The sequence below is a fragment of the Haloplanus salinarum genome (assembly GCF_009762275.1).
Taxonomy (GTDB): domain Archaea; phylum Halobacteriota; class Halobacteria; order Halobacteriales; family Haloferacaceae; genus Haloplanus; species Haloplanus salinarum.
The window spans coordinates 1,396,320-1,413,031 of the sequence record NZ_CP034345.1; the positions used below are offsets into that span (position 1 = coordinate 1,396,320).

The following is a 16,712-nucleotide window of genomic DNA, read 5'->3' on the forward strand; positions in this document are numbered from 1 at the left end:
CAGCGACAACTCTTGATCAAGATAGCGACAGGGATTCAGCCAGCGCTCCACCAGGATAGAAACAAGAGATCCTTCACCAAGACGGCGATAGGTCACCCAACTCTCCACCAAGACAGAGACAGGGAAACACCCAACTCTCCACCAAGACAGAGACAAGGATACACCCAGATCTCCACCAAGACAGAGACAAGGAAACACCCAACTCTCCACCAAGACAGAGACAAAGTTCACCCAACCCTCCACCAAGACAGAGACAAAGATACACCTTAACGACACCCTGTCCTACTATTGGGGGAAACCACCAAAGCGTAAGCCGTAGATTCGGATAGCTGTCTCAAGAATCGCTGCCGGGTCCTTGGGGACACACCGCTTGCACACTCGCCCACCCCATGCGAGTCACTCGTTCGCCCACATCAACAGACAATCAAGAGCGGACGCTGGACGAACCCTCTCCTAATCTCGTCCATCCGACAATGGGGAGCAAAATCACCCTGAGTGATCCCCTCTCCGAAGACTGAGATGGGATCACTACGGCTCGTGATTGCCTCTGTGGGGACCGCTCAGAGAGGTGATTGATGACCATTCTAGACCGGATCTCAGACCACAGCCAAGACGTCTGCAGTCACGTTCGTCTCGATCATAGGTTCCTCGCAGGACCACTCCTGGGGAGCGGAGATGAAGATTACGCAGGGCTCGAAACGCTTCGCAGAGAAGCACTATCCATCTCTACCTCAAATATAAGCGGTATCGCAACACAGCAACCATTAACAAGAGACGGCGTCGTCTAGGTCCCGTATCGTTGGGATGACCCCCAGCATCGACACCGAACGGCATGGTGTGAGGCACGGTGAGCGGCACCGCTCAGACTGGGCGGCACGTCCCTGCCTAATCGGCAGACGGCAGCAGGTGTGTGGCACACAGCACCGACTGATATAATACTAATAGCCATGCGTAACATCAGTGGTTGCCACCATCCACTCGGGCCGCCCAGGAGGGGCCCCAAGTGCCTCGCCACCGGCGGCTCTTGGCTAGGACACGACCCGGAAAAATCGTCGCAAGACCTGTCCGTGGCGTGGCTCCCACCACGATACTAGACCCTCGTCGATACCAACCAACCGTGTTGATGAAACCGATAGTGTGTCCGGACCGACAGGCCTCCAAAATCACCGACCATCACTGCACCGACAACGGTGGGACACCAGTAATCGATCGAGACGCGTTCTGTGTCCGCGTTCCGAACCGGACGTCCTACGACCGTCCCAAAGTCGAAGCAACACCGACTCGGAACACCCCGCCGATCACACCACCCCGAGTGCTGACCAGGCTACCGGGCGCGGGAAGATGATCGCGATTATCGATCGGGGAGAAACATATTGGGTCCATGGTCATCGTTGCTGTGTCCGCCCGAGTCAGGCGCTGGGTGGACCGCGGCCGCGGCGACGAGCGCGGCGTCGCGACTCAGTCTACAAACTGGTGGGAGCACGCAACGACATCGAGTCGAGACCGGACCACGACAGTGACTAGTTGGCTCAAGCAGCGTCTCGGATCTGTCGGTGGGAGACAGTAGCTCGGACCACGGTGGGTGGACGTGGCAGTAGAGGTTGGGAGAGACACTCGACGCAACCCGATACAACAAAGAGACCGATGGGTGGATTGCATCGGCCCCCTACGTGTGGCGGGCCCCGTCGACAACGGAATGCCGCACCCGGAAGTGTCGCTACGTGTCTGTGTGACCGGACCACCAGTCTCGGAGAGAACTCCGCCCCCGAGTAGTGGCGACCGGACAGCGTCTCGTGTGTTCTACATACACACCGACGAAGCGATCCACCACTCTACCGACAAACATCTCATCGACTCGCCTCGGATCGATACCAGAGAGATCACCCCATCATCCGTGTCCCTTGGCAAACTATCTCATGCCAGCCACTCCAGTGGGTGTGGATGTGGATATGTGTGTGACGCTCAAAGTACAGATGGGACGATCGCACACAAAGGTAGGATACATAATTAGTCCAACTGATTCGTAGTTCAGTAAATTGACCACTCAGCGGAATAAAATATCTATGATAGAAATTGATTGGGACAGACTACTCTTGAAGGACCCAGCCCGCAGTCGAGGGGTGCTCGGGGCTATCGTAGGGGTGTCGCCCTGTCGTTGGAATTGACTCTTTTTCATCCCACTCAATGGCTTCTACGATCGCTTTGCGGGGTGCTGTCTCGCGGTCTGGCGGTTCGTACTCGATCCCGATCTCGTCCAGTACCCGTGGTAGATACGCCGGTGCATAGGTGACCCCAAAGGTTGTGTCAAGAATTTCTACGACCTCTGTTGTGGTACAGGGTTGCTCTCGCTCAATGATCGCTCGAAATCGCTCCCGTTCTTCCTTGGACAGTTTTGGCGGCCGCCCACCAGCATAGTCGGGCATCATCGCCGTAATCCCGCCTGTATTCCATGCCTTGAGCCATCGATAGCCGGTTGAACTCGAGAAGCCCTCCCGGGCGATTGCCTCTCGAACCGAATCACCGCAATAGAGATTTTTGATAAAGCCGAGTCGGCGGATGCGTGGTGCTTCGTCTGCTGCCTGCAGCCGATCGTCTAACTCCGCTTCGGAGAGCCGCCGTGCAACCGTCACCGACTCGCTCATGCAGACACTTATTCTCAAACCTTTTCTATGTACTGCCGGTCGATACGCTGCTGCTTAGGATAGCGTTCTCCGCTCCCAGTAGTCTCCCATCCCCTCGTGTTTAGTTTGGAGCATTGTGCCAGCGAGCGAAACTCTGCAACCAGTTTTCAGCTGTTGCTGGTTCGACGTGGCTGAAACAGTTTGAAAACGAAGAGGTTCGTCGTTTTACTTCTCTGAATATACGTTCGATGGCATTCCGATTTCCGTGGCGTTCTGTCTGAAATCGGAGCCCTGATCGGTCGAGTGCAGTTTGGAGATGTTTGGCGCCATCGACGAGAAACACGGCGGATTCGACATCGTGTTTCTCCCGCAGTTCGTTGAGAAAGAGTTCGGTGAGACCGATTGTCGTGGTCGAAAACAGCCGTAGATGGAGTAATTCGCTCGTTTGTGGATCTGCGGCGGCGTACAGCCAGAACTGCTGATCGTTGATTCGAATCACCGTTTCGTCAACCGCAACCTGATTCGGAGCCTTCCCGCTGACCGGCTGTAGATCGGCCTTCTGTACCCAATCGTGAACCGCTTTCCGAGAACGTTCGACACCCAAACTATCAAGAGCAGAGACGGTATTCGAAAGTGATAGTCCAGCCAGATGCATCTGAATACCGAGCTTCATCGCCGGCTCGGGTGTCCGCTCTCGCTCCACAAAATCCAAATCAATCCAGTCGTTATTCCCGCTGAGGCGTGTGATTTCTGCCATAGACCAGCAAGAAATTCACTCGCCTCACTCTTCATCGTTAACTAAACACGAAGTCCCATCCTGACCTATATCCCAAGCGCTTCTAGCCATGGCCCGTCAACATCGAGTCTTCTGTGCACCCCCGTCGGCACGGTTTGCCATTAGTGGGGGCCCTCTCTGATCCATTGTCACGTTCTATCGGCAAACCTCCTGATAGCTGTATTATTAGTATTATATCAGTCGGTGTTTGGTGCCATACACCTGCTGCCGTCTGCCGATTAGGCAGGGGTGTGCCGCCCAGTCTGAGCGGTGCCGCCCACCGTGCCTCGCACCATGCCTTACACCTCGTGAGTCACCCTCTATTAGGGGTAGAGTTGCTCCCGTCCAGCGTGAATTACACGCCGAGACGATCTGTGAGATATAGCACAAGCAACCCAGCACTGGTACGGATCTGACCCAAATTTTCAGTTGTAGAATGATTGGTAAACGGTGCGAACTGATCTGTTTGTATCTCCCGGTGGACCTGAAGGTCGAAAAAGAAATCGACCGAAAACAACCATGCAAACCCAACAGCCAACTCCAGCTGAGTCCGCACTAACGGCAGCGACGACGATCGCCGGTAGCGAGCGTGATCGCAGCAAGACCCCACCTGCACCATGTTTCACCATCGAATTCAATCCTGACGAGGAGACTCGCCGGCGCTACCGCTTCGAACCCAAACGCGATACAACTGGCTGGTGGCGCTACGAAGACGAGTGGACCGGAATGGACTGGCAGTGTCTCGTCCGCGAATCAATTAAGACGATCTCGTTGTCAGTTGACGGCAGTCCCGTTCTTGACACCTGACGTCCTCTCATAGCTACTGCCGCGGGGTTCTCCATAGGGACTGGTCTCACAGACAGGTTCGCCGGTTCGTCGTCATCCTTACTTATACGCTGAACAGGCGCAATACCACGGCGTTCACGCCGTGGATACGCGCCGTCACTTGGGAGAGAATCCACGTTCGGCAGCACTCTGAGTTTCGGAACATCGACGTTTAAGTGACAGGCAGCCCTATTCATGGATAGGAATCGGTCGGAACGGAGCGGATTCCGACCCGTCCTTCGGAGGCGGCCTGTCCGCCCGCGTAACGAGGCAGTATCCGAAAGGGCAATCGGTGAACGTCACATCCTCGAAGGGTGTGCCCACGTGCCGACTGCTCAAAGCGAGTCAGACGATACCCCCGAGTCTGTTGACGCCTGCCGGCGTCCCCGTGGCACAAACAACACCGGGACGCCGTACACGGTCAAGGATAGGGGTAACGGCAGTTTGGCACTGCCAGCAGTCCACCAGTCCGATACCGTGGGACTACCCGCGCCCGAAAGGGCTGGTAGTCCGGTGATTGGGCTGCGAACCTGAAACTCCCACCGCTCGGGATTCCTCCGCGTTTACGCGGAGGAGGATGTCAACCGACGGCTGGAAGACCTCGTTGAGAAAACGTCTTCGGAGCATGGTGAGCGATCACCACTTGAGGATCCTGATCCAATTGCTCAGAAGCATCGAGACGCTATTCGGGGCGACGACACATAGCCGTGAGTGAAGCACTCGATACGCGGGTTTCGACAGAACTTCCCTTGTCCTGGAACCCGCTGGATAGTTTCAACTCGAGGGCAGTCCGAGTGTTGGCAAGTCTCACACATACGACTGCAATTGAACGAATTCGTTCGAACTCAGATAGAAATGCACCGCCTACAGGGATCCGCTATCAAGAGGGAACAAACACGTCGGACAGTGAGTGGGACGAACGCTGTCGCTTCGTCGCGAGACATAGAGGCTAGAACGAGATCCCACCGATAATTCCACCCCTCTGGGGGTGGGTTGGTGACTGGATCCGCAGGACTCGTCCAGCAGGCTATCGGGAGATACTGGCAGTATTCCTGCTTGAAACCGACAACCGAGACGGTATGGGGACTACTCTCCCTCGATCCAGTACGCGTTCGTATCGTCCCCACCAAGCAGCAGTATATCGTCGATGACAGCGATTCCGCTCCCACCCGTATCGTGCGTTGACTGGTGGACCACTTCACCGCTCTCGCGGTCGAGAGCAAACAGCCCGCTCTGGCTATTGACAACCCACACGTTGTACGGTGATAGAGCGATACGACTCGCCTCGCCGGTGATCGTCCCCTGCCAAGCTCGTTCACCAGACGCCGGGTTCAGCGCGTGGACGGTCCCGTCACCAGTCCCGACAACGACCAAGGAGTTGTCGGCTGTGACACTCGTCGAGATATTTTGGATCGAAGGGCCCTGCCACGCTGTTTCAGCTTCATCGAGGCGGTACCCGACGAGTCCGTTTCCATCGATAGCGAACAACGAATTACCCTGTATGACTGCGTCCTGTGCGCCGATCGTGTCTCGCGTTTCGATTTCGCTACCGGTGTTCGGATCGAGAACCACGAGTTCCGACTCGAAACACAGGTAGATGTTGCCGGCGTGACTGACGACGGCGGCTAATTGACGATTCGAGTACGACGTCTCCCACACCTGCTCGCCAAGCGAGATATCTATCCCATATACAATTGGATCGGTACGGGCCCAATCCCCGCAGCCGAGCGCTACGATCCCTTCCGCAACGGCTGTGCCGTCTGGCCTGCGATGTGCCCCGTCATCCGGAGCCGAGTGTGTCCACTGCTTGTCACCGGAGGATCGGTCGTACGCATAAAAATGGGCTCCAGCCTGCGACAATGAGTCCTCGGCACCGATATCAGCGTGAAACCCGAAGACGACCGTATCAGACGTATAACAGAACGCATCGTAGCCGAGGTGTCGTTCGCCTCCCTCGATGTCTTTTTCTCCGGTCCATAAAATCTGGCTCGTCGATGCACGTGCTGATCCTCCGGCACCGTTGAAAAAGAAGTTCGTGCCGACAGTCCAGATATGATCGATATTACGGTCGGCTGACCACCGTTCGGATAACGTCGGATTGGACCGAACGTTCGCGCTCGGTCCCGGCTCTGGTGTGTCGGATGGTGTTGGTTGGGATGGCGTATCAGCTGTGGAGTTTGGCGCCGCCGGCGCGGGTTGATCGTCTCCATTACGCTGCGTGAAGCCGATCGCCCCTGCGCCCACAGCACCCAGTCCCAATACGCCAAGCACCGCTCGTCTAGGAACTACCGAGCCACTATCCTCTGAAGGGTCTTCATCCGACTGTTGGTGGTCTCTATCCCGTGATGAATCTGTAGTATCCCGATCGGTCCGTGTCGTCGATGACGGTGCTACGGAACCCCCCGTTACGGATATCGCAGAACTATCGGCCGGGTCGCCACCGATATGCTCCTCAAATACCGTATCGATATCCTGTACGAACGGGAGGACACCCTGATACCGTTCGTCTTTGCGTTTAGCCAACGCTTTCAGAAGCATCTCGTCGACCGCCGACGGGACTGCCGGGTTGATCTCCGATGGTGGCTTGGGGTCGTCGCGGAGGACACTCTGCATGACAGCGGTCGCCGATCCGGAAAACGGCGGTTCGCCCGCAACCAGTTCGTAGACAACCACCCCGAGCTGGTAGATATCCGTAATGTCGTCTGGGCGCCCGAATTCATCGGCATCAAACTGTTCCGGGGCGGCGTATGTCGGCGAGAGTCCCTCGACACTCTTTGAATGGTCGATGAGAAGTTTCGCCAGCCCCCAGTCGCTGACTTTCGGGTACTCCCAAGTGTTGTCACCGGTCTCTCGAAGGAGAACGTTCGTGGGTTTGATATCGAGGTGAGCGACCCCATGTCGATGTCCATGGCGGATTCCCTCAGCGATCCGACCACTCAACCAGAGCGCCTCAGCAACGTCGATCGCTCCGACCTTCGAAGCTAGCGTTCCACCGTCCATGTACTCAAGCGCCAGCCAAGGTACTGGAGTCGTGTTCCATGAATAGACGGTAACGATGTTGTCGTGGGCGTCGAGGCTGGCCCACGTTTCGGCTTCGTTCTGGAACCGTTCGAGTACCTCCTGGTGAAGGGTTCCCTCGAACCGTGGCTCTTTGACGGCGACTGGGTAGGACTCGCCGTTACGGTCGACAGTCGCATAGTATACGTTGGCGTCTCCACCGGTCCCGATTTGATCACCCGTATCGAGACGTTCATACTCGAAGTCGGATAGTGGGTGCGGAGGGATCACCGAAGGGATCCGAGGATGGTCGTCGGGCCCAGGCATTCCGGATACTCTGGCAATCTGAGTCGCGGACAATAGTTTCTTTGTTCACTCTGGTAATATCGTTAGTCGGTGACCCTCCATTGACATCCTCCTCCGCCTGAAGGCGGAGGAATCCCACGGCACCGCGCCGCTGGATTGGGATATTACGGTTTGCAGTCTACCACTTGTTCCTGCGGTTGGAATCCGCTGGACAAGTCATGAAGGTAGACTCCGGGCTGTGCCAACCAGCCGGTACTCCTATCCCCACACAAAACGGGTGCGGACTCGGAGTTACTTTGATTGATGTCGAGACGGATGTTCTCCGCCCCGTTCACGTCGGCGTTGAACGCCGTATCACACTCTTCACACACGTACAGGCCGCGTTCGATACGCTGACTGTCGTCTTCTCTACCGCAGACGCAACACGTCTTGCTCGTGTCGCGCTCTGAGACCTCTACGACTTCGATTCCCTCGACTTTCGCCTTGTATTCGAGGATGTTCGAGAACCGGTCGAACGCCCACCCGTGTAGGTCGAGGTTGCCGTGCCGACCCCAGTTCTTCGACTCGCCGTTCTCATCCTCACGAACACCAGCGAGTTTCCCAACGTTGATGCGGCCAACTTCCTGCTCGACACACCGTTCTACGATGTGCTTCGCTAAGGAGTGGAAGAAGTGGCTTCGGCGCTCCGCCCACTTCGCGTGGAGACGAGTGGCCCGTTCGCCCCCCGAATCGTCGCACTTGGCGATTTCCTTTGGGAAGTAGTACCCGTCCTGTTTCAGGCGATTGCCGGGGTACAGGTCGGCTTCCTCCGTACTGTACGCGACCGCCGCGAAGTTACAGATGCCGAGGTCAACACCCGCTGTTTCGTTGCCGGGTGCGTTGGGCGTCTCGATTTCGTCTTTGCAGACGAAGTGCAGTTCCCAGCGTCCTTTCGCCTTGTCGTAGACGGCACGGACTTGTTGTAGGTTTTCGACGGTGACACCGGGGCGTGTCTCGTATTCGACAAGGATGTATTCCCACGCCTTGGGGTGTTCCTTGTGATTCGCGCCTTTGGACAGACGAACACGATTGTTTTTCGAGTCGTGTTTGATGCCGTTTTGCTTCCACGTCACCGTTGACCGAGGGTGTTCTTCGTGGACGCGATGGCCTTCTGAGTCGTAGTAGTTTTTCTTCCGGTAGTCGGGCGGATTCGCTCGACTGTCGGACTTCCTCTTGCCATACCACGAGTTGAAGGCTTCAGCGAGTTCCTCCAGAACGCGCTGACTGGACTGCGAGTGCAATCCCTTGTATTTTGAGTGACCTTTCAACTCGTTTTTGAGGTCGCCGTGGTCGGGAATTTCGCCTGTTTTCTCCCACACTTTGCGGGAGTGGTAGTTTGCAACGTTCCAGAGTTTGCTGGCCGACCACCCGTGCCGGTCGAGCGGTTCCTCTACCTGGCCGTGGTTGAGGATTTTCGCTCGGTAGGTGCGGTGGACTTCTAGCATTCTGAACGTCTGTATAACCACTTATACTCGATTTTCTTGTAAAGGTTCGGTTTGAGAATGGTTGAATATCCGGCCCTGTCATCGACGGTGGGTCGTGGAGGAGTTGTCGGATTCATCCCGCGCCTAAAGGCGCGGGTATTCTCTTCGAATTTCTATAACAAAATCCCTCCCCCCAACGTCTAATACATTAGCCGTACAATTCTCGTATATGCCCGTCGATTTCGAAACACACGAACCCGGAAACCCACGCGTGGACCTGTCAGAAGGGACCAACGCGAGGCGATTGCTGGAGTTCCTGTTGCAGACACCGACCGTTGGATACACGCCAGCGGAATTGGCAGAGGAAACAACGGTCCCGCGTGGGAGTGTTGGACCGACATTGAACCGGCTCGAAGCTGCGGGCCTCGTTCGTCACAAGGAACCGTATTGGGCAGCCCCGGAAGACGACCGGATTGCAGCAGCGACGGCTGCCTTCCTTGGGGTCGAGACGGTCGCTTCCACGTACAGTGATGATTGGTACGCTCAGAACGACGGGTGGGCTGAGGAGTTGCCCGACCTGAGCGACGAGGAGTAACAGCGTGGCGTATGCGCAAGGCGCTATCGTCATCGCGGACGGCCCGTTCGGCAACAACCCAAAGCGCCCGTACCTAATCCTCTCGAACGATCACGTCCCCTTCCACGGCCACGAGTACGTTGCGGCAGTGATCACGACGACGGCTCGAACTGAGGCCGTTGAACTCACTGCTAACAGGCTCGAACGGGGACGGCTCCCCCGAACGTCCTACGTGTCTCCCTGGTCAGTCCTCACACTTAAGCACTGGATGATCACGAAACAACCCGCAGAAGCGACTGACGCGACTGTCGATGAAGTGCGGCAAGAGCTGGATACATATCTTCAGACCGGATGACATCCTCCCGAGCCTAAAGGTGCGGGCCTCCCACCCACTGTTGGCCGGGCAGGTCAATCCTGAAGATTGGGAGTCTAAGGTTTGCTGGACAGTCAGCCAGTGGCTCTGCCACGAAGCCGTCGGCATTGCCGTTAAACAAGTGGGTTCGGCGTACACGTCGAAACGGTGCGCCGAGTGCGGCTTTACCTGTACGCTGACGCCTGTCTGACGGGGTTTAATATTGTCACACACCGAACTACATACCGCCCATAGTCGGGCACATGCCACCGACCGCCGTCATACTTCCCAGTTGCGGACTGGTCCCCGTGGGACCATCATCACACCTCCATCCGTTCCCCGCTGTCGGTGAATGTCCAAGAGCGGTCGCTGAGTTCGCCGGGAAGAGTTAGTACCCGCGAATTCATGTCAGTCGCTTCGTAAACAGAGGCCATGTCGACCTATCGGGCCGTTATCCTCGTTTTGATACTCGCACTCGCAGGCTGTAGTGGTACTGGTGGCGGGGCTGGTGGTCTGCCGACGGATACGGCTACGGAAACGGACACACCGCCCCAAGCAGCGACGACCACTCCAACAGACGTATCGGGGGTCCCGTCTGGAACACTTGAAGTCCATTTCATCAACGTCGATCAGTCGGTGAGTACGCTTATCGTCGCGCCCTCGGGGGAAACGATGCTCATCGATACTGGTGACTTCAACGACGACGGGGAGTACGTACTGCAGTATCTCCAGCGGCAGAATATCACACGAATTGATCATCTCGTCGTCAGCCACAACGATGCCGACCACATTGGCGGGAATGCCGCCGTCATCGAGTACTACGAGACGCAAGCCGATGGGATTGGAATGATCCATGACCCCGGTATCGCTTCGAGTACGCAAACCTACAACGAGTACCTCGACGCCGTCGAAGAACACGACGTTCGACTCGTCGAGACCCGTGAGGGCAACGCGCTGTCGTTCGGTGGCGCTGCGGTTGGGGTCCAGGTTCTCGGCCCACCGGATCCGTATCTGGAAAACGGGGCCCGAAACGAGAACAGTATCGTCCTCAAGTTCACGTTCGGATCGACGAGCTTCCTTGCAACCGGTGACGCCGAGAACGATCAGGAAGCGTACCTCACCGAGCAGTATGGAACACAGCTCCGCGCGACGGTGCTGAAAGCCGGTCATCACGGGAGCAAGACGAGTACGGGTAGCGCCCTCTTGGATGCCGTCCAGCCCAAGACAGTCGTCATTTCGAGTGCCTACGACTCGCGGTATGGGCATCCAAGCGAGGAGACGCTCCAACGGTTGGCCGAGCGGTCGATCCCCACATACTGGACGGCAACCCACGGCGATATCGTCTTTGTCAGCGACGGTCGCAGCATCTCAGTCCGCACCCAGCAGGCAGCCCCAACCGATCCGCTCGTACTCCGAGATGGGAGACCGGTTGCGCCCAGCGCTTCGGATCCAGTCACCGAACGGACGCGTTTAGGTGGGGAGTCACCTGACGGGTCACAGGTGACTTCAGATAGCAGAACGACCGAAACGGCGACTGCCACGATGACCGATGGCGGAACTGTATCGAAAGCGGCGATCGCCATCACCGAGGTCAAGGCTGACGCCGCCGGCAACGACAACGACAACCTGAACGACGAGTACGTCGTTCTTGAGAATAGAGAGGACACAGCAGTCGATATGTCAGGGTGGACACTCACAGATGCAGCAGCCCACACCTATACGTTCCCGACTGGCTTTAGGCTCCCCGCTGGTGAGGAGGTCACGGTACACACCGGAAGCGGGACCGACACGAACACTGATCTGTACTGGGGAGAGGAGTCGGCCGTCTGGAACAACAATGGGGACACAGTTATCCTCCGAACTGCTGATGGGAGACTCATCCTCAAGGAGGAGTACTAAGCATGGTTGATGATGGAACCTACACTGCGGTCCTCGATCGGGTTGAGGACGATCTGGCGGTGTTAGTACTCGAGTCAGATCGCGAGGCAGGGGGGATACTGGTCGTTGAATCCGGACTGCTCCCTGCCGATGGCCAGCATCAAGATGCGCTCTTCACCGTCGAGGTACGGGAGGATGAGCTTGTGGATGCGACATACCACTCGGAGCGAACCAGGCAACGGCAGGAGAGTGCTCAGTCTCGATTTGATCGACTATCGGAGCGCCCCGACCGTGACGAGTGAAAGCGCCACGTGCAAAGGCCTATGTCACGTGGCGGAAATCTGTGAGTATGAAAGCAGTCGTACTCGCAGCGGGGAAGGGACGACGGCTCTGGCCACTCACAGAGAACCGTCCAAAGCCCATGCTCCCCGTCGCAAACCGTCCTATTCTTGAGCATATTATCGATACACTCACCCAAACTGCGATTACCGAGGTACTCGTTGTCGTCGGATCGAATCGAGATCGTATCCAGAGTCACTTCGAAGACAGCTACGACAATCTGGAGATTTCCTATATCGTACAGGAGCCACAACTTGGCACGGGCCACGCACTACTCCAAGCAGAATCGCATCTCGGCGACTCATTCATCGCATTAAATGGCGACCGAGTCATCGATGCAGCAGTTATTGACGCAGTCATCAATCGCCGGAAAGAGACAACCAACCCCGTAATGGCAATCACCCGAATCGAACGGCCGAGTCGATACGGGGTCGTTGAACTTGAGGGACAAACCGTCGTCGGATTGGAAGAACAGCCACATCCCGACCGCACGAAATCAGACTACATCAACGCCGGCGTCTATGCCTTCGGCCCCGAAATCTTCGCTGCGATCCGACGTATCGAGACACACGGCGAAAAAGCGCTTACGGACGCGTTGGACACGTTTATTGACGACCAGCGTCTCGAAGCAGTTCGATACCAAGGGACATGGTTAGACGTCTCGGAGCCGTGGGATCTACTCACCGTCAATACTGCGCTTCTCGGGACGGAACGATCGTCAAATACGATCCCGGAAAACGCGACGATTGACCCCTCGGCAGTAGTCAGAGAGTCCACAACGATCGGAGAGAATACCGTTGTTCACCCACAGGCAGCCGTATTGGATGGCGTCAGCCTTGGCGAGAATGTTAGTGTCGGTGCCGGCGCAATCGTAAAAAATGCGATCATTTTATCTGATGCGACAATCAAAAGTGGGAGTGTTATGACAGATTGTATCGTCGGCGCAAATACAACACTCGGCTCGAACACCACGGTTGAAGGCGGACATGCTGACGTTGTCCTTTCGGATACCGTCTATCACGATGTCACACTTGGAGGATTGATTGGGGATAATGTAGCCGGAGGAGGCAACGTAACTATTACTCCGGGGACAATCGTCGGAAACAACGCCACACTCGATAGTGGAACCTACGTGTCGGGTCGGATTGACGACCGCAGTCACGTGCAGCGAGGATAATCAGATGTGTGGAATCACTGGTTACATCGGCCCAGACGATACGGGACGGATCGTCCATCAGGGACTCAAAAACCTCGAATACCGGGGGTACGACTCAGCAGGGATCGCACTCACAGGCGAGACCCTTACACTCGCCAAAACAGCGGGAGAAGTCGATGAACTCACCGCGCCACAGTCGGCTGACGCCACCGTTGGGATTGGCCACACGCGGTGGAGTACGCATGGGGAACCCACCGAAACGAACGCTCACCCCCATACGGACTGTACTGGTGAGGTCGCAGTCGTTCATAACGGGATCATCGAAAACTACGATGCTCTCAAACGAGAACTCAGCGAGCAGCATATCTTCCAGAGTGAGACCGATACCGAAGTAATCCCACACCTCATCGAGACGCATCTCGCTGACGGCATCTCCCTGTTAGGTGCGGTTCAGCGAACGACCGAACAACTCGATGGGAGCTACGCAATCGCTGCAACGGCGGCCGGTCATAACGGGATCGTTGTCGCACGAGAAGACAGTCCCCTCTTGATCGGCCATGGCGATGATGCGACATTTATCGGGAGTGACGCGACTGCGTTCATCGAACATACGAATCAGATTACGTATCTCGAGTCAGGTGATATTGCGCACCTGACTACGGATGACATCACGATCTACAACGGTGGAGAACCCGTTGACCGATCGACCGATACCCTTGACTGGGATGCCGAAGCTGCGGGCAAGAGTGGCTATGAGCATTATATGCTCAAAGAGATTCACGAACAACCACGGGCGCTCCGACAAGCAATCTCGGGTCGGATCAACGACCTAGCCACGAGTGTCGACCTCGAGGTTGATCTTCCCACGGAGTATCTCCAGTCCATCGAAGAGATCCAGATTATTGCCTGTGGAACCTCCTATCACGCCGGCCTCTATGCGAAAGAGCTCCTCGAAACGCACGCCGGCGTGAAAGTCACCGTCCACATCGCTAGTGAGTATGAGTTCAACGGGGATCGCGATCCGTGGCGTACGCTTGTCCTCGCTATCACGCAAAGTGGTGAAACAGCGGATACCCTCTCGGCACTCCGCGAGGCCACTCGGGCAGGCGCACGGACACTCGCACTCACCAATACGCTTGGCAGTACCGTGACTCGGGAAGCTGATGATACGGTCTTTATTCGCGCTGGTCCTGAGATCGGCGTCGCAGCGACCAAGACCTTTGTCTCCCAAGTCGCGACCACCACGCTCCTCACGGTACATCTGGGGCAAGTTCGAGGAACCCTCTCGTCACAGGCCACGACGGAATTTCTCGAAAGCCTCCGGGATCTCCCTGGTGCAGTTCAACAGGTGTTAGATCAAGCACCGGCGCTCAAACGCGCTGCCGAGACCTACGCTGACAGTAAGGCATTCTTCTATATTGGACGGAAGGCTGGCTATCCAGTCGCGCTTGAAAGTGCCCTCAAACTCAAAGAGATCTCGTATGATCACGCGGAAGGCTTCGCTGCTGGCGAACTGAAACATGGGCCACTCGCACTCGTGACACCTGAGACACCCGTCATCGCAATACTCACTAACCAAGCAGCCGCTGAGAAGACTGTCAACAACGTCAAAGAGGTAGAATCCCGTGGGGCACCTGTTATTGGGGTGGCTAGTGATTCGGCAGTAACCAGCGATATCGACACGGTCTTCGAGATTCCAGCGTGTGGTCCGTTGGAGCCAGTCGTCGCGAATGTCGTCCTTCAGCTGTTTGCATACTATGTCGCAAACGAGAAAGGACGACCGATCGACAAACCGCGCAATCTCGCGAAAAGCGTGACCGTCGAGTAAGGGAAACAAACCAGGCGACATATCTGGAACTGTTCGAAAAAGCGTCGCTCTTCCGTGTTTGTAAGATATCGATGACATCTCGAACAGCAGGACTCTAAGACAGTCACGACCCATCAGAATCCACAAGAGCAGTCCACACATCAACAGCGACCTTCCACAGTTGTCGGACGACGATTTTCAGGTCGTATTGAAGCGACTGCTCGCGGACGTACTGGAGATCGTACCGTAATTTTGCATCTGGATCCAGACTACTCACGTCATTAATTTGTGCTAACCCGGTTAGGCCGGGCTTGACGAACCACCGCTTGCGCCACATTTCCAAATCATTTTCCAGCAGATGCTCTTCTTCGGTCCAAACAGCACGTGGGCCAACGACACTCATATCTCCACGAAGAATAGCCCACAGTTGTGGAATCTCGTCCAAGTGTGTTTTCCGTAACACACCACCAACTCGCGTAATCCGATCGTTATCCTTGTCATCGGTTGGTGTTTGGGACTCGCCCTCTGGTGTCATCGACCGGAATTTGAACACATCAAACGTCTCTCCAAAAACGGCCGTTCGCTCTTGACGATACAGAATGGGACCCCCATCCTCGAGTTTGATCGCCACAGCAATCACCACAATCACGGGGAACAACAGGACAAGCCCTGTAAGCGAAAACGCCACGTCAAACGCTCGCTTCCACAGATAGTCTTGGAGGTCCCAAGGCTCAATCGCGACATCAACGAGCGTTCCGGCATCACTCCCGGCAGTCAACACCGTATCTGCATGGGAGTGATGGACTTTTGCGTCAACACCGTGTTCGTAACAGGCATCTAACGCTCCGAAAAACTCCGCGCGATCGGCATTGGAGAACGCCAACACGGCTGTGTCGACATCATACTCAACAAGGATATCTTCCAGCCGCGACAGCCCCCCCAAATGCTGCAGTTCGTTGCCCTTGCCGCCGTCGGTTGCGGTTGGCATGGGTCCATCTTGTGTCGTGGATGCCGTCCGTGCCGGTGAGGGCGCCAAATAGCCGAGCAAGGGAAGTTCCACTTCCTGGGCAATCACCGCGATATCGTCAAGATCATCCCCGACGATGATCGCTCGGTCCCCGCGTGACGACGGCCGACGAAGCCAAATAAACCACAGGGGAAGCACAATAAGCAGGATCGGTGTAAGCAGTAGGATCGTCATTCGCGGCAGCTTATACGAATAATCAAAGTAACCGATCGTCGCTAACGCGAAAACGGCAACAAACACACGCTTGTGTGCCAACGCAACGATATCGACGATACGGCGTGGCCGCGGTTTATATAACGGAAGAAATGATCCAGTCACGACGCCCACGGTCAATAGCATTTCAATCGTAAATTCGGCACCACTTGGCGGATCAGTTGGTAACCGGCCCAGCGGCGGGACAGTCCCTAGAGTTGTCTGGACAGCACTATTATTAACGACAACAACGGCGAGTGCTGACAGCACAGCCACACCGAGAACGCTGACGATGCGGTAGCGCCATCCAGTATCCATTATCAGCGAGTGTTGCTTGTGCAGTCATAAGTACTACGCCATACGGCTACGGACTCCATCTTGTCCCTGGATGGACTTCCAT

General features: G+C 56.2%; 12 protein-coding genes. 7 read left to right on the top strand and 5 right to left on the bottom strand.

Annotated elements, in window-relative coordinates; genetic code table 11:
• Positions 1-2,087: 2,087 nt before the first annotated feature.
• Together EI982_RS08485 and EI982_RS08490 are read right to left on the bottom strand one after the other, a co-directional pair.
• Entirely contained in the window at positions 2,088-2,642 is a 555-nt protein-coding gene (locus tag EI982_RS08485) for a helix-turn-helix domain-containing protein (RefSeq protein WP_157689292.1), read from the bottom strand.
• Between the two features lie 100 nt (positions 2,643-2,742).
• On the bottom strand, positions 2,743-3,378 hold the full coding sequence (locus EI982_RS08490; RefSeq protein WP_157689293.1) for an IS6 family transposase: 636 nt from the start codon (positions 3,376-3,378) through the stop codon (positions 2,743-2,745).
• A gap of 537 nt (positions 3,379-3,915) precedes the next feature.
• Between EI982_RS08490 and EI982_RS08495 the strand changes: the two genes are divergently transcribed.
• Positions 3,916-4,203 (top strand): hypothetical protein, encoded by a 288-nt coding sequence (locus EI982_RS08495; RefSeq protein WP_157689294.1) that lies wholly within the window; start codon positions 3,916-3,918, stop codon positions 4,201-4,203.
• 1,104 nt (positions 4,204-5,307) lie between these two features.
• Here the strand turns inward: EI982_RS08495 and EI982_RS08500 are convergent.
• Both EI982_RS08500 and EI982_RS08505 read right to left on the bottom strand, forming a co-directional pair.
• Positions 5,308-7,545, bottom strand: coding sequence for a protein kinase domain-containing protein (locus EI982_RS08500; protein WP_157689295.1), 2,238 nt, complete (start codon positions 7,543-7,545; stop codon positions 5,308-5,310).
• Between the two features lie 143 nt (positions 7,546-7,688).
• The gene (locus EI982_RS08505; RefSeq protein WP_157689296.1) at positions 7,689-9,008 is read right to left on the bottom strand and encodes an RNA-guided endonuclease InsQ/TnpB family protein; all 1,320 of its coding nucleotides are present in this window, start codon (positions 9,006-9,008) and stop codon (positions 7,689-7,691) included.
• A 208-nt stretch (positions 9,009-9,216) separates the two neighbouring features.
• Between EI982_RS08505 and EI982_RS08510 the strand changes: the two genes are divergently transcribed.
• The 6 genes from EI982_RS08510 (at position 9,217) to glmS (ending at position 15,114) form a co-directional block, all read left to right on the top strand.
• On the top strand, positions 9,217-9,582 hold the full coding sequence (locus tag EI982_RS08510; protein WP_157689297.1) for a MarR family transcriptional regulator: 366 nt from the start codon (positions 9,217-9,219) through the stop codon (positions 9,580-9,582).
• Positions 9,583-9,586: 4 nt separating this feature from the next.
• Positions 9,587-9,916, top strand: coding sequence for a type II toxin-antitoxin system PemK/MazF family toxin (locus tag EI982_RS19155; protein ID WP_157689298.1), 330 nt, complete (start codon positions 9,587-9,589; stop codon positions 9,914-9,916).
• Positions 9,917-10,345: 429 nt separating this feature from the next.
• Positions 10,346-11,812 carry a lamin tail domain-containing protein gene (locus EI982_RS08525; RefSeq protein ID WP_157689299.1) on the top strand — a complete coding sequence of 489 codons (1,467 nt, stop codon included), beginning with the start codon at positions 10,346-10,348 and terminating at the stop codon, positions 11,810-11,812.
• A gap of 2 nt (positions 11,813-11,814) precedes the next feature.
• Complete coding sequence (locus EI982_RS08530) at positions 11,815-12,093, top strand: DUF3006 family protein (RefSeq protein WP_157689300.1); 279 nt, start codon at positions 11,815-11,817, stop codon at positions 12,091-12,093.
• A gap of 47 nt (positions 12,094-12,140) precedes the next feature.
• On the top strand, positions 12,141-13,307 hold the full coding sequence (locus tag EI982_RS08535; protein ID WP_157689301.1) for a sugar phosphate nucleotidyltransferase: 1,167 nt from the start codon (positions 12,141-12,143) through the stop codon (positions 13,305-13,307).
• A 4-nt stretch (positions 13,308-13,311) separates the two neighbouring features.
• On the top strand, positions 13,312-15,114 hold the full coding sequence (gene glmS, locus EI982_RS08540; RefSeq protein WP_157689302.1) for a glutamine--fructose-6-phosphate transaminase (isomerizing): 1,803 nt from the start codon (positions 13,312-13,314) through the stop codon (positions 15,112-15,114).
• A 103-nt stretch (positions 15,115-15,217) separates the two neighbouring features.
• Here glmS and EI982_RS08545 read toward each other — a convergent pair whose 3' ends face one another.
• A complete protein-coding gene (locus EI982_RS08545; RefSeq protein WP_157689303.1) occupies positions 15,218-16,630 on the bottom strand; it encodes a sugar transferase in 1,413 nt (470 codons plus the stop codon).
• Positions 16,631-16,712 lie beyond the last annotated feature (82 nt).

Coding starts and splice junctions, on each gene's coding strand:
- EI982_RS08500 (WP_157689295.1), bottom strand. CDS start 7,545: ATGCCTGGGCCCGACGACCATCCTCGGATCCCTTCGGTGATCCCTCCG.
- EI982_RS08545 (WP_157689303.1), bottom strand. CDS start 16,630: ATGGATACTGGATGGCGCTACCGCATCGTCAGCGTTCTCGGTGTGGCT.
- EI982_RS08510 (WP_157689297.1), top strand. CDS start 9,217: ATGCCCGTCGATTTCGAAACACACGAACCCGGAAACCCACGCGTGGAC.
- EI982_RS08535 (WP_157689301.1), top strand. CDS start 12,141: ATGAAAGCAGTCGTACTCGCAGCGGGGAAGGGACGACGGCTCTGGCCA.
- EI982_RS08495 (WP_157689294.1), top strand. CDS start 3,916: ATGCAAACCCAACAGCCAACTCCAGCTGAGTCCGCACTAACGGCAGCG.
- EI982_RS08530 (WP_157689300.1), top strand. CDS start 11,815: ATGGTTGATGATGGAACCTACACTGCGGTCCTCGATCGGGTTGAGGAC.
- EI982_RS08490 (WP_157689293.1), bottom strand. CDS start 3,378: ATGGCAGAAATCACACGCCTCAGCGGGAATAACGACTGGATTGATTTG.
- glmS (WP_157689302.1), top strand. CDS start 13,312: ATGTGTGGAATCACTGGTTACATCGGCCCAGACGATACGGGACGGATC.
- EI982_RS08485 (WP_157689292.1), bottom strand. CDS start 2,642: ATGAGCGAGTCGGTGACGGTTGCACGGCGGCTCTCCGAAGCGGAGTTA.
- EI982_RS08525 (WP_157689299.1), top strand. CDS start 10,346: ATGTCGACCTATCGGGCCGTTATCCTCGTTTTGATACTCGCACTCGCA.
- EI982_RS08505 (WP_157689296.1), bottom strand. CDS start 9,008: ATGCTAGAAGTCCACCGCACCTACCGAGCGAAAATCCTCAACCACGGC.